Annotated in this window: 15 protein-coding genes; all 15 read left to right on the top strand. The window is 69.3% G+C overall.

The features are described 5' to 3' along the window. The first annotated feature begins 110 nt into the window (after positions 1-110). Complete coding sequence (locus RNB18_RS10110) at positions 111-767, top strand: GntR family transcriptional regulator (protein WP_057618286.1); 657 nt, start codon at positions 111-113, stop codon at positions 765-767. After that, positions 764-1,675 carry a dihydrodipicolinate synthase family protein gene (locus RNB18_RS10105; RefSeq protein WP_311713789.1) on the top strand — a complete coding sequence of 304 codons (912 nt, stop codon included), beginning with the start codon at positions 764-766 and terminating at the stop codon, positions 1,673-1,675. Before RNB18_RS10110 ends, RNB18_RS10105 begins: the two co-directional genes overlap by 4 nt. Next, entirely contained in the window at positions 1,672-3,402 is a 1,731-nt protein-coding gene (gene araD, locus RNB18_RS10100) for an L-arabinonate dehydratase (RefSeq protein ID WP_311713788.1), read from the top strand. The genes RNB18_RS10105 and araD overlap by 4 nt, the downstream gene beginning before the upstream one ends. 128 nt (positions 3,403-3,530) lie before the next feature. After that, positions 3,531-4,466: a carbohydrate ABC transporter permease gene (locus RNB18_RS10095; RefSeq protein ID WP_311713787.1), complete on the top strand. Its 936-nt coding sequence runs from the start codon at positions 3,531-3,533 to the stop codon at positions 4,464-4,466. Next, positions 4,463-5,359 (top strand): carbohydrate ABC transporter permease, encoded by an 897-nt coding sequence (locus RNB18_RS10090; protein ID WP_311713786.1) that lies wholly within the window; start codon positions 4,463-4,465, stop codon positions 5,357-5,359. Before RNB18_RS10095 ends, RNB18_RS10090 begins: the two co-directional genes overlap by 4 nt. Then, positions 5,356-5,556: a hypothetical protein gene (locus tag RNB18_RS10085; protein WP_311713785.1), complete on the top strand. Its 201-nt coding sequence runs from the start codon at positions 5,356-5,358 to the stop codon at positions 5,554-5,556. The genes RNB18_RS10090 and RNB18_RS10085 overlap by 4 nt, the downstream gene beginning before the upstream one ends. Before the next feature lie 163 nt (positions 5,557-5,719). Beyond that, a complete protein-coding gene (locus RNB18_RS10080) occupies positions 5,720-7,003 on the top strand; it encodes a pectate lyase family protein (protein WP_311713784.1) in 1,284 nt (427 codons plus the stop codon). Further along, on the top strand, positions 7,000-8,154 hold the full coding sequence (locus tag RNB18_RS10075; RefSeq protein WP_311713783.1) for a Gfo/Idh/MocA family protein: 1,155 nt from the start codon (positions 7,000-7,002) through the stop codon (positions 8,152-8,154). The genes RNB18_RS10080 and RNB18_RS10075 overlap by 4 nt, the downstream gene beginning before the upstream one ends. Next, positions 8,151-8,996 (top strand): DUF6807 domain-containing protein, encoded by an 846-nt coding sequence (locus tag RNB18_RS10070; RefSeq protein ID WP_311713782.1) that lies wholly within the window; start codon positions 8,151-8,153, stop codon positions 8,994-8,996. Before RNB18_RS10075 ends, RNB18_RS10070 begins: the two co-directional genes overlap by 4 nt. Next, positions 8,993-10,492 (top strand): glycoside hydrolase family 43 protein, encoded by a 1,500-nt coding sequence (locus RNB18_RS10065; RefSeq protein WP_311713781.1) that lies wholly within the window; start codon positions 8,993-8,995, stop codon positions 10,490-10,492. Before RNB18_RS10070 ends, RNB18_RS10065 begins: the two co-directional genes overlap by 4 nt. A gap of 33 nt (positions 10,493-10,525) precedes the next feature. Beyond that, a complete protein-coding gene (locus RNB18_RS10060; RefSeq protein WP_311713780.1) occupies positions 10,526-12,499 on the top strand; it encodes a pectinesterase family protein in 1,974 nt (657 codons plus the stop codon). Between the two features lie 73 nt (positions 12,500-12,572). Beyond that, positions 12,573-13,916 carry an ABC transporter substrate-binding protein gene (locus tag RNB18_RS10055; RefSeq protein WP_311713779.1) on the top strand — a complete coding sequence of 448 codons (1,344 nt, stop codon included), beginning with the start codon at positions 12,573-12,575 and terminating at the stop codon, positions 13,914-13,916. A 93-nt stretch (positions 13,917-14,009) separates the two neighbouring features. Next, complete coding sequence (locus RNB18_RS10050; RefSeq protein ID WP_311713778.1) at positions 14,010-14,804, top strand: rhamnogalacturonan acetylesterase; 795 nt, start codon at positions 14,010-14,012, stop codon at positions 14,802-14,804. A 35-nt stretch (positions 14,805-14,839) separates the two neighbouring features. Next, positions 14,840-16,159, top strand: a complete 1,320-nt coding sequence (locus RNB18_RS10045; RefSeq protein WP_311713777.1) for a pectate lyase family protein — start codon at positions 14,840-14,842, stop codon at positions 16,157-16,159. A 110-nt stretch (positions 16,160-16,269) separates the two neighbouring features. Further along, on the top strand, positions 16,270-17,397 hold the full coding sequence (locus RNB18_RS10040) for a pectinesterase family protein (RefSeq protein WP_311713776.1): 1,128 nt from the start codon (positions 16,270-16,272) through the stop codon (positions 17,395-17,397). Position 17,398: the final 1 nt, after the last annotated feature.

Below are 17,398 nucleotides of genomic sequence, written 5' to 3'. Positions count from 1 at the left end.
CATCGCGCACCTCCCTACCTTCAACGCGTCGTACTTCGTACGTCATATATGAGACGCGATACGCGAGATCAGATACGCAAGATCCGATACGCGAGATCCGAGAGGCGCGCATGACCTCTGTGCCCACGCCGATCCCCTCCCGCACGCAGTACGTGCTGGAGGAGATCAAACGCCGCATCCTCACCGGGCGCCTGACGCCTGGTCAGGCCCTGGTGGAGACCGAACTCGCCGCACAGTTCGGGGTGTCCAAGACCCCGGTGCGCGAGGCGCTCAAGACCCTGGCCGGGACCGGGCTCGTCGTGATGAGCCAGTACAAGGGCGTCACGGTGCGCATGGTGGACGCGGACATGGCGCGCGAGGTCTACGACGTCCGGCTGCTCCTCGAACCCGAGGCGCTGAAGCGGGCCGTACGACGCGGGGCCTCCCTCGACGCCGCACGGGACGCGCTGACCCGGGCCGACGACGCCACCGACACCGCCGAACGCTCCCTCGCCAACCGGGAGTTCCACCGCTCCCTCTACCTGCCCTGCGGCAACCCGCTGCTCGGCCGGATGCTCGACGAGGTCCGCGACCAGGCCGCTCTCGTCTCCGCCGTCGCCTGGGCGGCCTCGCCCTCCTGGGAACGGGAGGCGGGCGAGCACCGGGAGATCCTGCGGCTCGCCCTGGAGGGCGACGCGGACGGAGCGGCCCGCGCCCTGCACGCCCACATCGCGTCCTTCGTGGAACGAGCGTTCCCCGGAGTGCTGGACGAGGAAGGTCAGGAATGAGCAGCGAGACGTTCGAGACCCGGCGGACGGCCCTGGCCGACGTGGTGGCGATCCCGGTGACCCCGTTCGCCGAGGACGGCACCGTCGACCAGGACACCCACCGGGCCCTGCTGCGTCGGCTGCTCGACGGAGGGATCACCACCCTCACCCCCAACGGGAACACCGGCGAGTTCTACGCCCTCACCCCCGAAGAGCGCCGCCTGGTCACCGAGTTGACCGTCGAGGAGGCCGGGGACCGGGCGAACATCCTCGTCGGCGTCGGTCACGACATCCCGACCGCCGTGGCCTCCGCCCGCCACGCCCGCGAGCTCGGCGCCGGAATGGTCATGGTCCACCAGCCCGTCCACCCCTACGTCTCGCAGGGTGGCTGGGTCGACTACCACCGCGCGATCGCCTCGGCCGTCCCGGAGCTGGGAGTCGTTCCGTACATCCGCAACGCCCAGCTCAGCGGCGACCGCCTCGCCGAACTCGCCGACGCCTGCCCGAACGTGATCGGCGTGAAGTACGCCGTCCCGGACGCGGCCAGGTTCGGCGCCTTCGCACGGGACGCGGGACTCGAACGCTTCGTGTGGGTCGCCGGGCTCGCCGAGCCCTACGCCCCCTCCTACTTCTCGGCGGGTGCCACCGGCTTCACCTCGGGGCTGGTGAACGTCGCCCCCGCCGTCTCGCTGAACATGATCGAGGCGCTGAGGTCCGGTGACTACCCGGCCGCCATGAAGGTCTGGGAGCAGATCCGCCGCTTCGAGGAACTCCGTGCGGCGAACGGCTCCGCCAACAACGTCACCGTCGTCAAGGAGGCCCTCGCCTCCCTCGGCCTGTGCCGCCGCGAAGTGCGCCCGCCGAGCCGCGAGCTGCCCGAGGCCGAGCGCGCCGAGGTCGCCGCGATAGCCGCCGGGTGGTCGATATGACCGACAGGAAGCGTCCCGAAGAGCTCAGAAGCCATCAGTGGTACGGCACCGAGGGCCAGCTGCGGACCTGGTCGCACAACGCCCGTATGCGACAGCTCGGTTACGAGGCCGAGGAGTACCGGGGCCGCCCGGTGATCGCCGTCCTCAACACCTGGTCGGACATCAACCCCTGCCACGTCCATCTGCGCGAGCGCGCCGAGGCGGTCAAGCGGGGGGTGTGGCAGGCCGGGGGCTTCCCGCTCGAATTCCCGGTCTCCACGCTCTCGGAGACGTACCAGAAGCCCACCCCGATGCTCTACCGCAACCTCCTCGCGATGGAGACGGAGGAGCTGCTGCGGTCGTATCCGATCGACGCGGCGGTGCTGCTCGGCGGTTGCGACAAGTCGACGCCGGCGCTGCTCATGGGCGCGGCCTCGGCCGACGTCACCTCGATCTTCGTGCCCGCGGGGCCGATGCTGCCGGGGCACTGGCGGGGCGAGACCCTCGGGTCCGGCACCGACATGTGGAAGTACTGGGACGAGCACCGCGCGGGCAACCTGACGGACTGTGAACTGCGGGAGCTGCAGGGCGGGTTGGCGCGCTCTCCCGGCCACTGCATGACCATGGGGACCGCGTCCACGATGACCGCGGCGGCGGAAACCCTTGGCATGACCCTGCCGGGTGCGTCCTCGATCCCGGCCGTCGACTCCGCGCACGAGAGGATGGCCGCGGCCTCCGGGCGGCGCGCCGTGGAACTCGCCTGGACCGGCCTCAAGCCGTCCGAGATCCTCACCCGCGAGGCCTTCGAGGACGCCGTCACCACGGTGCTCGGGCTCGGCGGCTCCACCAACGCGGTCATCCATCTGATCGCCATGGCCGGCCGGGCGGGCATCAAGCTCACCCTGGACGACTTCGACCGCATCGCGCGTACCGTGCCGGTGCTGGCGAACGTCCGGCCCGGCGGACAGACGTACCTCATGGAGGACTTCTACTTCGCCGGCGGTCTGCCCGCCTTCCTCTCGCGGATCACCGACCTGCTCCACCTGGACCGGCCGACCGTGAACGGCACCCTCGGGGAGCAGATCGAGGGCGTCGAAGTCCACAACGACGACGTCATCCGCACCCGGGACAACCCGGTCGCGAGCGAGGGCGGGGTGGCCGTCCTGCGCGGCAACCTCTGCCCGGACGGTGCCGTCATCAAGCACATCTCCGCCGAGCAGCACCTGCTCAAGCACACCGGCACCGCGGTCGTCTTCGACGACTACAGGTCCATGCAACGCACCATCAACGACCCGGCGCTGAACATCACCGCCGACAGCGTGCTGGTGCTGCGCAACGCCGGTCCCAAGGGCGGCCCGGGCATGCCCGAGTACGGCATGCTGCCGATCCCGGACCATCTGCTCAAGCAGGGCGTGCGGGACATGGTCCGGATCTCCGACGCCCGGATGAGCGGGACGAGTTACGGCGCGTGCGTGCTGCACGTGGCGCCCGAGTCGTACGTCGGCGGACCGCTCGCCCTCGTGCGGACGGGGGACGACATCACCCTCGACGTCGAGGCGCGTGTCCTCCAACTCAACGTGGACGACGAAGAGTTGGAGCGCCGACGGGCGGAGTGGACACCGCCGCCCGCGCGTTACGAGCGTGGCTACGGCGCGCTCTACAACGAACAGATCACCCAGGCCGACACCGGCTGCGACTTCGAGTTCCTCGCCCGCCCGGGCAAGGTCGCCGACCCGTACGCGAGCTGAACCACGACCCGCTTGCGCGGGCGGCACCATCGCACAGCACGACCTGGCACAACCCTGTGCAGAGAGAAAGCGCTTCCCGCACGACGAACGCACGTCGCACGTCGACGTACTGAGAACGGAGAACAGTCATGGCCCAAGCCGCAGCCGTGGCGAAACCGCCCGCGCCACCCCGGCGGCGCCGTGCCTCCGCCACGCCGCGCAGACTGCCGTATCTGCTGATCGCGCCGGCGGCCCTGCTGATGCTGGGCTTCATCGCCTACCCGGTCATCAGCGTCTTCTACTACAGCCTGCAGAACTACAACCCCACCAAGCCCTGGCGGAACGGGTACGCGGGCTTCGACAACTTCGTCCAGATCTTCACCAAGGACCCGATCTTCTGGGACACGCTGACCTTCAGCGCCAAGTGGGTCTTCGTCGAGGTCGGACTCCAGCTGCTGTTCGGCCTGGCGCTCGCGCTGATCGTCAACCAGACCTTCGTGGGCCGGGGGCTGGGGCGCGCGATGGTCTTCTCACCGTGGGCCGTCTCCGGAGTGCTGACGTCCGCGATCTGGGTGCTGCTCTACAACTCCCAGACGGGCATCACCCGTTACCTCGCCGACATGGGTATCGGCTCCTACGGCACGAGCTGGCTGTCGGACACCTCCACCGTCTTCTCGGCGGCGGTCGTCGCCGACCTGTGGCGCGGTGTGCCCTTCTTCGCGATCCTGATCCTCGCCGACCTCCAGTCCGTCTCGAAGGACCTGTACGAGGCCGCCGAAGTCGACGGGGCCAGCCGCTTCAAGCAGTTCTGGCACATCACGCTGCCGCACCTGAAGGACGCGATCATCCTGTCCACGCTGCTGCGCGCGGTGTGGGAGTTCAACAACGTCGACCTGCTCTACACGTTGACCGGCGGCGGCCCGGCGGGCGAGACCACCACGTTGCCGCTCTACATCGCCAACACCAGCGTCGACGCCCACAACTTCGGCTACGCGTCCGCCCTGACCACGGTCGCGTTCGTGATCCTGCTCTTCTGCTCGATGGTCTATCTGCGGCTGAGCAAGTTCGGAGGCGGTTCCAAGTGATCACCAAGGAGGCCACAGAGGTCGCACCCGCGCCCGTGCGCGAGACACCCGAACCGCCGCGCGCGGTCAAGCACCGCCCTTCCTGGGACGAGGTCCCGCGCTGGCAGATCTACACACCGCTGTCGATCTACCTCGTCTTCACCCTCATCCCCTTCTACTGGATCCTGCTCTTCGCGCTGCGCCCGGCCGGCTCGACCTCGCTCGTGCCCTGGCCGATCACCTTCGACCACTTCAAGAAGGTGTGGACGGAGCGGGCCTTCGGCACCTACTTCGAGAACAGCGTGTACGTCGGCCTCGCCACCCTGGTCATGACGACACTCGTCGCCCTGGCCGGCGGATACGCTCTCGCCCGGTTCGACTTCAAGGTCAAGAACGCGTTCATGCTGGCCCTGCTGTGCTCGCAGTTCGTGCCGGGTGCGCTGCTGCTGGTGCCGTTGTTCGAGATCTTCGCCGAGCTGAAGATGATCAACTCGCTGGGCAGTGTCATCATCGCCGAGACGGTGTTCCAGCTGCCGCTGTCGATGATCCTGATCAGCAACTTCATCAAGAACGTGCCGTACTCCCTCGAGGAGGCGGCCTGGGTCGACGGCTGCAACAGGATGACGGCCTTCCGGATCGTCGTCCTGCCCCTTCTCCGGCCCGGACTGATCGCCGTCGGATCCTTCGCCTTCGTGCACTCCTGGAACCACTTCCTGTTCGCCCTGATGTTCCTCAACAACCAGAACAAGCAGACGATCCCGGTCGGCCTCAACACCCTGATGAGCGCGGACAGCGTCGACCTCGGAGCGCTGGCCGCCGGCGGCATCATCGCGGCCGTACCCGTGGTGATCGTGTTCGCCTTCATCCAGAAGTGGCTGATCACGGGCTTCAGCGCGGGGGCGGTGAAGGGATGAGACTCCGTCGGATCGCGGTGGGGAGCGTGGTGCTTGGCCTGATGGGAGTCGTCGTCCGGGCCGAGGGCCGTGCCGTCGGCCGGGCCCTCCTCGGTGTGGGTGACGTCCGGGCGTCCGAGGGAGCGGGCGTGGCGGTTGGCCGCGGTCGGGCCGGGGCGGGCGTGGGTGTGCGGCTCTGGCAGGGGGTGAGGGCATGAGGTTGCGTCGTATCGGGTTCGGCGTGGGCGTGGTGGGGCTCTGTCCTCCCGTCCACGGTGCGGGTGAGGCCCGGGTGTGCCGGGCGGTTGGTCGTGGTCGGGCCGGGGTCGTCGCGGGTGTGGGGCAGCGGTCGGTCTGTGGCTCTGGCAGGGGGGTGAGGGCATGAGGTTCCGTCATATCGCGCTCGCCGCAGGCATGGTGGGAATGTTCTGCCTCCCCGCGCACGCCGACGCCCGCGACATCAGCCGGGACACCCTGCCCGCGAACGACGGCTGGGCTTCCGGGGGAGAAGGCACCACCGGAGGCTCCGCCGCCGACGGGGCACACGTCTACACCGTCACCGACCGGGCCGGACTCGTCCGTGCCCTCGACGGCGGCAGCGCCACCCCGAAGATCATCAGGATCGCCGGGACCGTCGACGCCAACACCGACGACGACGGCGACCACCTGGACTGCGCCGACTACGCCACCGACGGCTACGGCCTGAAGAAGTACCTCGCCGCCTACGACCCCCGCACCTGGGGCGCCGCCAAGCCGAGCGGACCGCAGGAGGAGGCCCGCCAGGCGTCCGCGAAGCAGCAGGCCGAGCGGGTCGAGCTGCTCGTGGGGTCCAACACCACGATCGTCGGACTGAAGGGAGCGGTCCTGAAGGGCGGCAGCCTTCAGGTCAGGAACGCCACCAACGTCATCATCCGCAACCTCGACCTCCGCGACGCCTACGACTGCTTCCCCGTCTGGCAGCCCAACACCGGCGGCCTCGGCGACTGGAAGACGGCGTACGACAACATCTGGCTGACCGGCTCCACGCATGTGTGGGTCGACCACGTGACCCTGAGCGACAAGGGCCACCCCGACGCCGACGAGCCCACCTACTTCGCCCGCAACTACCTCCGCCACGACGGCCTGCTGGACATCACCAACGGCTCCGACCTGGTCACCGTCTCCTGGAGCAAGTTCGCCGACCACGACAAGGCGATGCTCATCGGCAACAGCGACACGGCCACCGGCGACCGCGGCAGACTCCGGGTCACCCTGCACCACAACCAGTTCGAGTCCGTCGTACAGCGCGCGCCCCGTGTCCGCTTCGGACAGGTGCACCTCTACAACAACCGGTACATCGCCAAGAACGACGACTACCGCTACTCCCTCGGCATCTCCACCGAGTCCGCCGTCCACGCCGAGAACAACGCCTTCCACACCCCCGGCCACATCGAGGCGGCCGACCTCGTCAAGAGCTGGAACGGCAGCGCGCTGCACCAGACCGGCACCCTCTTCAACGGCTATCCGGTGGACCTGCTCGCGATCCACAACGCCTACAACTCGGGCAGCGAGCGTGACCTCACGGCGGACGTCGGCTGGACGCCTACCCTGCACACAAAGATCGACAGCGCCGAGGCGGCCGACCGAGCGGTGGCCCGCGGCGCGGGCGCAGGGAGGATCCCATGAGCACCGTAGACATCGTCCTGGCGGGCGCGCGCGGCCACGGCCGCTGGCACCTGGAGAACATCCGCCGGCTGCAGGACAAGGGGATCGTACGACTGGCGGGGATCTGCGAGCTGATCCCGCTGACCGGCGACGAGATCCCCGAGGGCCTGGGGACGCCCGAGCAGTCCGCCGACTTCGGCGCGCTCCTCGACTCGACCGGCGCCCGGATCGCGGTGATCTGCACGCCGATCCCGACCCACACGGACCTGGCGCTCGCGGCGGCCTCCCGAGGAGTGCACATCCTCCTGGAGAAGCCCCCCGCCCCCTCGTACGCCGAGTACCGCCGCATGGCCGACGGAGTCGCCGCGGCCGGTGTCGCCTGCCAGATCGGCTTCCAGTCGCTGGGCTCGCACGCCGTGCCCGCGATCCGCGAGCTCGTCGAGGAGGGAGCGATCGGCGAGGTGACCGGGATCGGCGGGGCCGGTGCCTGGGCGCGTGCCGAGGCGTACTACCGGCGTGCGCCCTGGGCGGGCAAGCGGCGGATGAACGGCGTCGACGTGATCGACGGAGCATTGACCAACCCGCTCGCGCACGCCGTCGCCACCGCCCTCGCCCTGGGCGACGCGAGCCGTGCCGAGGACGTCACCCGTATCGAGACCGAGCTGCTGCGGGCGAACGACATCGAGTCCGACGACACCTCCTGCGTCCGCGTCACCACCGCGAACGGTCTCCACGTGACCGTCGCCGTGACCCTGTGCGCGGAGGACCCCGACGAGCCGTACGTCGTCGTGCACGGCGACCGCGGCCGGATCACCTACTGGTACAAGCAGGACCGCGTGCTGCTCCAGCGGGCCGGCCACGGCCCCGAGGAGTACGAGTACGGCCGCACCGACCTGCTGGAGAACCTGGTCGACCACGTCACCGACGGCGACGACCTGCTGGTCGTCCCGGACGCCACCGGCGCCTTCATGAAGGTCGTCGAAGCCATTCGGCTGGCCCCCGACCCGGCCCCGCTCCCGGCGACGGCCTGGCACCTGCTCCCCGACGAGGACCGCCGGGTCGTCCCCGGCATCGACGGGCTCGTCGCGGCCGCCGCCGACAGCCTCGCCCTCTACTCCGAGCTGGGCGCCGACTGGGCCCGGCCACACGTCGCGAACGAGGTGAGCACATGACGACCCCCGATTCCGCGGTCCTGCGTGTCGCGGGCCGCCCGGTCGGCCGCTACGTCACCCGGCCCGAGCTGCCCGCCCGCCTCTCCCCGCGCCCCTACCTGCACCCCGTCACCACCCTGGCCGGCACGGCTGTCACCGAACTCAGCCCCGCCGACCACATCCACCACCTCGGCGTCGGTGTAGCCGTTCCCGACGTCGAGGGGCACAACTTCTGGGGCGGGCGCACCTACGTCCGCGACCAGGGCCCGACCGAGCTCGACAACCACGGCGCCCAGCGCCACCACTCCTTCCAGCTGCGCGATCCGGACGGCTTCGTGGAGGAGCTGCGCTGGATCGCCTCCGGAACCGAGCTGCTGCGCGAGCGCCGTACCGTCGCGGCCACCGAACTGACCGGCGCCGCCTGGGCGTTGGACTTCACCTTCTCCCTCACCAACGTCACCTCGGACCCCCTGTCGATCGGCAGCCCCGCCACCAACGGCCGCCCGGGCGCTGCCTACGGCGGGTTCTTCTGGCGGGCCCGGAAGGAACAGGACGCGCCGGACGTCTTCACCGTCGACCGGGAGGGCGAGGACGCGATCCACGGCACCCGCGCCGACTGGGTCGCCCTCACCGGCGCCACCTGGACGCTCGTCTTCGCCGGGGCCACCGACCGGACCCGCCGCGACCCGTGGTTCGTGCGCGCCGGCGAATACCCGGGCGTGGGCTCCTCGTTGGCGTCCGAGGAGCGGCTTCCCGTGCCGCCCGGCGAGACCGTCGTACGCCGGATCGTCACCGTCGTGGCCGACGGGCGCCTGCCCCGGCTCGAAGTGGCGGCCCTGGTACGGAAGGCGGTCAGCCAGTGACGTACACGAATCCGATCCTGAACGCCGACTGGTCCGACCCGGACGTTCTCCGCGTCGGCGACGACTTCTACCTCACCGCCTCCAGCTTCGGCCGGGTCCCCGGTCTGCCGCTGCTGCACTCCCGCGACCTGGTCAACTGGACGCTGATCGGCCACGCCCTCCCACGCCTGGAACCCGCTGGCGAGTTCACCAAGCCCCGGCACGACTGCGGGGTCTGGGCCCCCTCGCTGCGCCACCACGACGAACGGTTCTGGATCTTCTGGGGGGACCCGGACCAGGGCATCTTCCAGATCAACGCCCCCGAGATCAGGGGCCCTTGGACCCGTCCGCACCTCGTCAAGTCGGGCAAGGGCCTGATCGACCCCTGCCCCCTGTGGGACGAGGAGACCGGCGAGGCCTACCTGGTGCACGCCTGGGCCAAGTCCCGTTCCGGCGTCAAGAACCGTCTCACCGGCCACCGCATGGACCTCGACGGCCGTGAACTCCTCGACGAGGGCAAGGTGATCGTCGACGGCGACCGGATCCCCGGCTGGTTCACCCTCGAAGGTCCCAAGCTCTACCGGCACGACGGCTGGTTCTGGATTCTCGCTCCGGCCGGCGGAGTCGAGACCGGCTGGCAGGGTGCCTTCCGCTCGCGCGGCTTCTTCGGCCCGTACGAGGAGAAGGTCGTCCTGGAGCAGCAGGACACCGACGTCAACGGGCCGCACCAGGGCGGCTGGGTGCGCACCCCGTCCGGCCAGGACTGGTTCCTGCACTTCCAGCAGAAGGGCGCCTACGGCCGGGTCGTCCACCTCCAGCCGATGCGCTGGGGCGACGGCGGCTGGCCGGTACTCGGCGACGACGGTGCCCCCGTCGCCGTACACGAGAAGCCCGACCTGCCGACGCAGCCGGACGCGGCGCCCGCCACCGACGACGACTTCCCCGGCGGACGCTTCGGCCGCCAGTGGCAGTGGACCGCGAACCCGCAGCCCGGCTGGGCCACCCATCACTCGGGCGACGGGCTACGGCTCACCTGCGTCCGTTCGGCCGACGCGCACGACCTGCGCAAACTGCCGAACGTCCTCACCCAACGGCTGCCCGGCACACCCTCGGCGGTCGAGGTGGAACTGCGACTGCACAGCGAGGAGCCGGGGGCACGCGCCGGACTCGCCGTCCTGGGCGATGCCTTCAGCTGGATCGGGCTCCAGCGCGGGGCCGACGGGAGCGTCCATCTCGTGCACCGGTTCGCCGAGGGCGTCGCCGAGCAGGAGCGGGACGCCGACCATCCGCGGCTGTCACCCACGGGACGGGCACGGTTGCGGATCGAGATCGGCGCGGGGGCGCGCTGCCGGTTCTTCTCCGACGTCGGCGACGGCCTGCGCCCCAGCGGACCCGTCTTCGCCGCCACCCCCTGGCGCTGGGTCGGAGCCCTGCTCGGACTGTTCGCCCTCGCGCCCGTCGGAGGAGGACACGCCGGAGCGGCAACCTTCTCGCACTTCAGGATCGACCCCCTGTAACGCACCGAACCCGTAAGCCTGTTGGGAGCCGCAATGACGCAGCACCTTAATAGCAAGCGCTTGCAGAGACCGGGATACGGCACGGTCCTTGCCGCTGTCCTCGGCCTTGTGGCCGCGCTGAGCCTTGGGGCGATCGGGCAGGCCAAGGCTGCCGAGAAGACTCCGGTCGACCGCTGGAGCGACCGGGCCCACGGCTTCGCCTCACTCGCCGGCGGTACCACCGGAGGGGCCGGCGGCAAGGTCGTGACCGTCACCGACGAGGCCGCGCTGGCCACTTACGCGGCCGCCGAGGAGCCGTACGTCATTCGGGTCTCGGGCGCGATAGCCGTCGAGCCCTTCGGCTCGGACATCGTGGTGGCCTCGAACAAGACGATCATCGGCGTCGGCGACACCGGCGAGATCGTCCACGGCGAGCTCCATCTCAACCCCGGCACGCACAACGTGATCATCCGCAACCTGACGATCCGTGACTCGTACGTCGAGGGCGACTGGGACGGCAAGACGACCGACTTCGACGCGATCCAGATGGACACCGTCGACCATGTCTGGATCGATCACAACCGCTTCGAGCACATGGGCGACGGGCTGCTCGACATCCGCAAGGACAGCCGGTACATCACCGTCTCCTACAACCAGTTCACGAACCACAACAAGGCGTTCGGGATCGGCTGGACCACCAATGTGCTCACCGAGATGACGATCGACCACAACTGGTTCCGCGGCACGAAACAGCGCAACCCCTCGGCGGACAACCTCGCCTACGCCCACCTGTACAACAACTACCTGTCCTCGCAGGTCGCCGACGGTGACCCGGTGTGGACGTACGGGAACTGGGCGCGCGGCAGGACCAGGATGGTCATCGAGAACAGCTACTACGACGGTGTCCAGCATCCCTACCAGGCCGATGCCACCGCCGAGTTGGTGCAGCGCGGGTCGATCCTGAAGAACACGACCGGGCGAACGGACGCGTGGGGCACGGCATTCGATCCGCGGTCCTTCTACGACTACCGGCTGGACCCGGCCGCCGCCGTGCCCTCGCTGGTGTCGAGGTTCTCCGGACCGCAGAAGCGGATCGGGGTGACCCTGCACGTCCCCGGTGACTACCCGACCGTGCAGGCGGCGGTGGACGCCGTGCCCGACGGCAACGCCGTGCCGGTGACGATCGCCGTCGCGCCGGGCACCTACCGTGCCAAGGTCTACATCCCGGCGACCAAGCCCAGGATTGTGCTCCAGGGGACTGGACACGACCGGTCCGACACCGTCATCGTCTACGACACCCCCGCCGAGTACGGCGGTTCGACGGGCAGTGCGACGGTCCGGATCGCCGCGAACGACGTCACCGCCCGCCACCTCACCTTCAGCAACGACTTCGACGAGGCCGCGGTCGAGCTGAAGGGCGAGCAGGCCCTCGCGATGAAGACGACCGGTGACCGGATCGTCTTCGAGGACACCGCCTTCCTGGGCAACCAGGACACCCTGATGACCGACAGCCCCAAGCTGGACGTGATCAGCCGGGTCTACATCCACGACTCGTACATCGAGGGCGATGTCGACTTCGTCTACGGCCGGGCGACGACGGTGATCGAACGGTCCGTGATCCGGGCGCTGAGCCGGGGCTCGGACACCAACAACGGCTACATCACGGCCGCTTCGACCTGGACGGGCAACCCCTACGGGTTCCTGATCACCCGGTCGAAGGTCGTGAGCGACGCTCCGGACCAGTCCTTCCATCTGGGACGGCCGTGGCACCCGGGCGGTGAACCCGCCGCCGTGGCCCAGGTGTTGATCCGCGACACCGAGCTGCCGGCCGCCGTGAAGTCCTCGCCGTGGACCGACATGAGCGGCTTCTCGTGGAAGGACGCGCGGTTCGCCGAGTACCGCACCTTCGGGCCGGGTGCGGCCCCGAGCGCGGACCGGCCACAGCTGAGCGCAGCCGACGCGAGGACCTACACGGTCGCGAACTACCTCAAGGGCACGGACGACTGGGCGCCGTACGCCGGCCACTGACTTCCGGGCGCCACCGACTTCCCCCCACAACTTCATTTCTCCGCTGGAATCAGAAGAAGAAGAGAGCCGATCAATGAAGATCAGTATCCGCAGAAGCAGGCGCGCTGCCATAGCCGTCGCCCTCGGGTCCGTCCTGGCGCTGACCGCCACCGCCTGCGGTGACGACGGCAGCGGGTCCGGCGGTGACAAGGGCGACGAGGGCAGCGGCAAGGGCAAGATCGTCTTCTGGGACAACAACGGCGGTGTGCGCACCGACATCTGGAAGGAGATCATCGCCGACTTCCAGAAGGCGAACCCGGACATCAAGGTCGAGTACGTCGGCATCGCGTCCACCGAGTACCAGTCCAAGGTCGACACCGCCATCCAGGGCGGCGGCCTGCCGGACGTCGGCGGTGTCGGTGCGGCCATGCTCGCCGGCTTCTCCGCGCAGAACGCGCTGGAGCCGCTGGACGACCGGCTCGCCAAGTCCTCCCTGAACGGCAAGCTCAACGAGGACATGGTCGGCGTGCTGAAGGCGGCGGGGGGTGGGGACGGGACGCTGTTCTCGATCCCGACCTCCGCCAACAACGGCGTGCTGTACTACCGGACGGACCTGTTCAAGAAGGCAGGCCTCGACGAGCCGACCACCTGGGACAAGTTCTACGAGGCCGCGGACAAGCTCACCGACGCCAAGAAGAACGAGTTCGGTTACACCATCCGCGGTGGTGCCGGGTCCATCGCCCAGGCCCTGGACGCGATGTACGGGCAGAGCGGGATCACCTCGTTCTGGGACGGCGACAAGACCACCGTCAACGACCCGAAGAACGTCTCCGCGCTGGAGAAGTACGCCGCGCTGTTCAAGAAGGACACTCCGGCGGCCGACCTCAACAACGACTTCACCAAGATGGTCGCCCAGTGGGACTCCGGCACGATCGGGATGCTGAACCACAACCTGGGCTCCTACCAGGACCACGTGAAGGCGCTCGGGGTCGACAAGTTCCGGGGCATTCCGCAGCCGATCGGCGCCTCCGGCAAGCGGGTGCAGGTGTCCAACCCCGTCGACGGGATGGGGGTGTTCAAGAGCTCGAAGAACAAGGACGCGGCGTGGAAGTTCATCGAGTTCGCGACCTCGGCCGCGGAGAACTCGAAGTTCAACAAGGCCGCCGGGCAGGTGCCGTCGAACAACGACGCCGCCAAGGACGCCTGGATCTCGGAGGCCGAGCCCACGAAGCTGGCCGCCGCCGCGCTGACCGACGGTTCCACGACCATCGTCCAGCTGCCGTACTACCTGCCCGACTGGAACACCATCTCCAAGGCGGACAACGAGCCGAACTTCCAGAAGGTGCTGCTGGGTGACATGAGTGCGAAGGACTTCCTGGACACCATGGCCGACCAGCTGAACAAGGCTCAGGCCGAGTGGAAGGAACAGAACGGCTAAGAGCTCGGGTGAATGCGGTCGTGGGGAGCTGCGCGTTCGTCGTGGCTGGTCGCGCAGTTCCCCGCGCCCTTGAGGGAAGAGAGGCTACCCAAGGTGTCACTCACACGCAGACAGGTCACCGTGGCGGCGATGGCCGCCGTGCCCGTCGCTTTCAGCGCAACCGGCGCTGCTCAGGCCAAAGAACAGCGCACCCTCTACATCGCCGGTGACTCCACCGCCGCCCAGAAATACGCCGACGCCGCGCCCGAGACCGGGTGGGGCATGGCACTCCCCTTCTTTCTGCACAAGGATCGGCGCGTCGCCAATCACGCGGTGAACGGGCGGAGTTCCAAGAGCTTCGTCGATGAGGGACGGCTCGACGCGATCCTCGCCCTCATTCAGCCCGGCGACCTTCTTCTCATCCAGTTCGCGCACAACGACGAGAAGACCACCGACCCCACTCGGTACACCGAGCCCTGGACGACGTACCAGGACTATCTGCGCCTGTACATCGACGGTGCCCGCGCCCGCGGTGCCCGGCCCGTGCTGGCCACCTCGGTCGAGCGGCGGAAGTTCGACGCCTCCGGCAACGCCGTGCCGACCCACGGCGACTATCCGGCGGCGATGCGGGCGCTCGCCACCGAGGAGGGGGTCGCGCTGCTCGACATCCAGGCGCTGTCGCTCGCCCTGTGGCAGAAGCTCGGGGTCGAGGAGACCAAGCGGTACTTCAACTGGACCGCGACCGAGCAGGACAACACGCACTTCAATCCGCCGGGTGCCATCGCCGTGGCCCGGCTCGTCGCAGGTGAGCTGCTGCACCGGCGGGTGCTGGCGCCCCGGGACGTCTGCCGGCTCGATGCCGAGATCCCGGAGTCCTGGATCACCTGGCCGTCGCCGGCCACCGTCTGACCACTCCTTCTTCGTTGCCGAAAGAGAGCCGCACAATGAACGCACAGACATGGCATGGGCATGTCATTACAAGGGTGATGGCCGTGGCAGGTTGTGCCGCCCTGGTCCTCGCGGTCACCGGCCCCACCGCCCAGGCCAAGGGCCATGACGCCGCCCGCGACACCCTCGCCACCGGCGACGGCTGGGCCTCCGACGGCACCGGCACCACCGGAGGCGCGGCCGCCGACGCCGCCCACGTCTACACCGTCACCGACTGGGCCGGCTTCAAGGCCGCCCTCGCCGCCGGCGGCAGCGCCCCGAAGATCATCAAGGTGAAGGGGACCATCGACGCCGTCTCCGAGGGCTGTGCCTCCCTCGCGGCGCCCGGGTACGACTTCGACGCCTACCTGGCGAAGTACTCGCCCGAGGCCTGGGGCCTGGACACCGACCTGAGCGCCGAGCCCGCCGACAGCCCCGAGGGGCTGCGCCGCGTCTCCGCCGCCAACCAGGACCAGACCATCAAGGCGAACGTGCCCGCCAACACCACGATCATCGGGGTCGGCAAGAACGCCGGGTTCAAGGGCGCGAGCCTGCAGATCAAGGCCGTCGACAACGTCATCGTCCGCAACCTCACCTTCGAGAGCCCGATCGACTGCTTCCCGCAGTGGGACCCCACCGACGGTGACAAGGGCAACTGGAACTCCGAGTACGACACCGCCGTCGTCTACGGGTCCACTCATGTGTGGCTGGACCACAACACCTTCACCGACGGCAGCCACCCCGACAGCGCCGCGCCGACCTACTTCGGCATGCTCTACCAGCAGCACGACGGCGAGCTGGACATCGTGCGCGGCGCGAACTACGTCACCGCCTCCTGGAACGTCTTCACCGAGCACGACAAGACGATCCTGATCGGCAACAGCGACAGCGAGTCCACGGCGGCGGGGGACCGCGGCAAGCTCAAGGTCACCTTCCACCACAACCTGTTCTCCGACCTCGTCGAGCGCGCGCCCCGCGTCCGCTTCGGCCAGGTCGACTCCTACAACAACCACTTCGTGGCGAACGACGACTACGCCTACAGCTTCGGCATCGGCAAGGAGTCCCAACTCGTCGCCGAGCACAACGCGTTCACGCTGCCGACGGGGGTCAGCGCGGCCAAGGTGCTCAAGCGGTGGAACGTCTCCCCGCTCACCGCCGCCGACAACTACGTCAACGGCAAGCTCACCGATCTGATCGCCGTCCACAACGCCGAGATCCCCGCCGAGACCCTGGAGTCCGGCGCGGGCTGGACGCCCACCCTGCGCACCAAGGTCGACCCGGCCAAGAAGGTGCCGGGGATCGTCGACCGCGGCGCGGGCGCCGGGCGCGTCTGCTGACACCGCCCCCCTGACCGGCCGGGGCGGAATCCAGCGGCCGCCCCGGCCACCCACCTCACCCCCCACGCGAGGCACCCCACCCCTGAGCCGCATGTCCAAGGAGCACCCGCATGCCCGCGCACGACACCCGACTGCCCCTGTCCAGAAGGGGATTCCTGCTCGCGAGCACCGGAGCGGCGGCCGCGCTCGCCCTCGCGCCGGCCCCCGCGCACGCGGGCGCCCGGCGCCTGTTCGGCCGCTTCGGATCACCCGTCGCCCGGCTCACGCCGCAGACGCTCTACGTCGACCCGAAGGGCCGCGGCGACCACACCACTGTCAAGGACGCCGTCACCGCCGCCACCGGCAGCGGCTGGACCCTCGTCCTCGCCCCCGGGATCTACCGGGAGACCGTCGCCGTCGACGTCACCCGCACCGAGGCCACCTGGATCGGCGCCTCCGAGGACCCCCGGGACGTCGTGATCGTGTACGACAACGCGGCCGGCACCCCCAAGCCCGGCGGCGGCACCTACGGCACCACCGGGTCGGCCACCACGACCGTGCAGGCCGACGGCTTCACCGCCCGCTGGATCACCTTCGCCAACGACTGGCTGCGCGCCGACCACCCCGGCATCACCGGCACCCAGGCCGTCGCCATCAAGGTTCAGGGCGACCGCTCCGCCTTCCACCACTGCCGCTTCCTCGGCCACCAGGACACCCTCTACGCCGACTCGATCGCCCTCACCTCCTTCGCCCGCCAGTACTTCTCGCACTGCTATGCCGAAGGCGACGTCGACTTCGTCTTCGGGCGGGCCACGGCCGTCTACGAGAACTGCCACTTCCGGACCCTGAACCGGACCGACCTGGCGGCGGCACCGTACGGCTTCGTCTTCGCGCCCTCCACGGCGGGTGCCAACCCGCGCGGCTACCTCGTCACCAGGAGCCGCGTCAGTAGCGAAGCGCCCGACGCCTTCTACAAGCTGGCCCGCCCGTGGGTGCCGAGCTCCGACACCACCGCCCGGCCCGCGCTCGTGGTGCGGGACACCTGGCTGGGACCCGGCATCGACGCGGCCGCCCCCTACACCAACATGTCGGACGCCTTCCCCTGGCAGAACCAGCGCTTCGCCGAATACCGCGACACCGGCCCCGGCGCCAGGATCACCGTCCCGGAGAACCGGCCCCAACTCACCCCCGAGCAAGCCCAGTCGGCCACCCGCGAGGCCTACCTCGGCGACTGGAAGCCGTGGCAGGGGGAGTGCTGAC

It is taken from the genome of Streptomyces doebereineriae (assembly GCF_031845645.1).
Taxonomy (GTDB): Bacteria; Actinomycetota; Actinomycetes; order Streptomycetales; family Streptomycetaceae; genus Streptomyces; species Streptomyces canus.
This window is presented reverse-complemented; position numbering and strand designations above follow the sequence as displayed.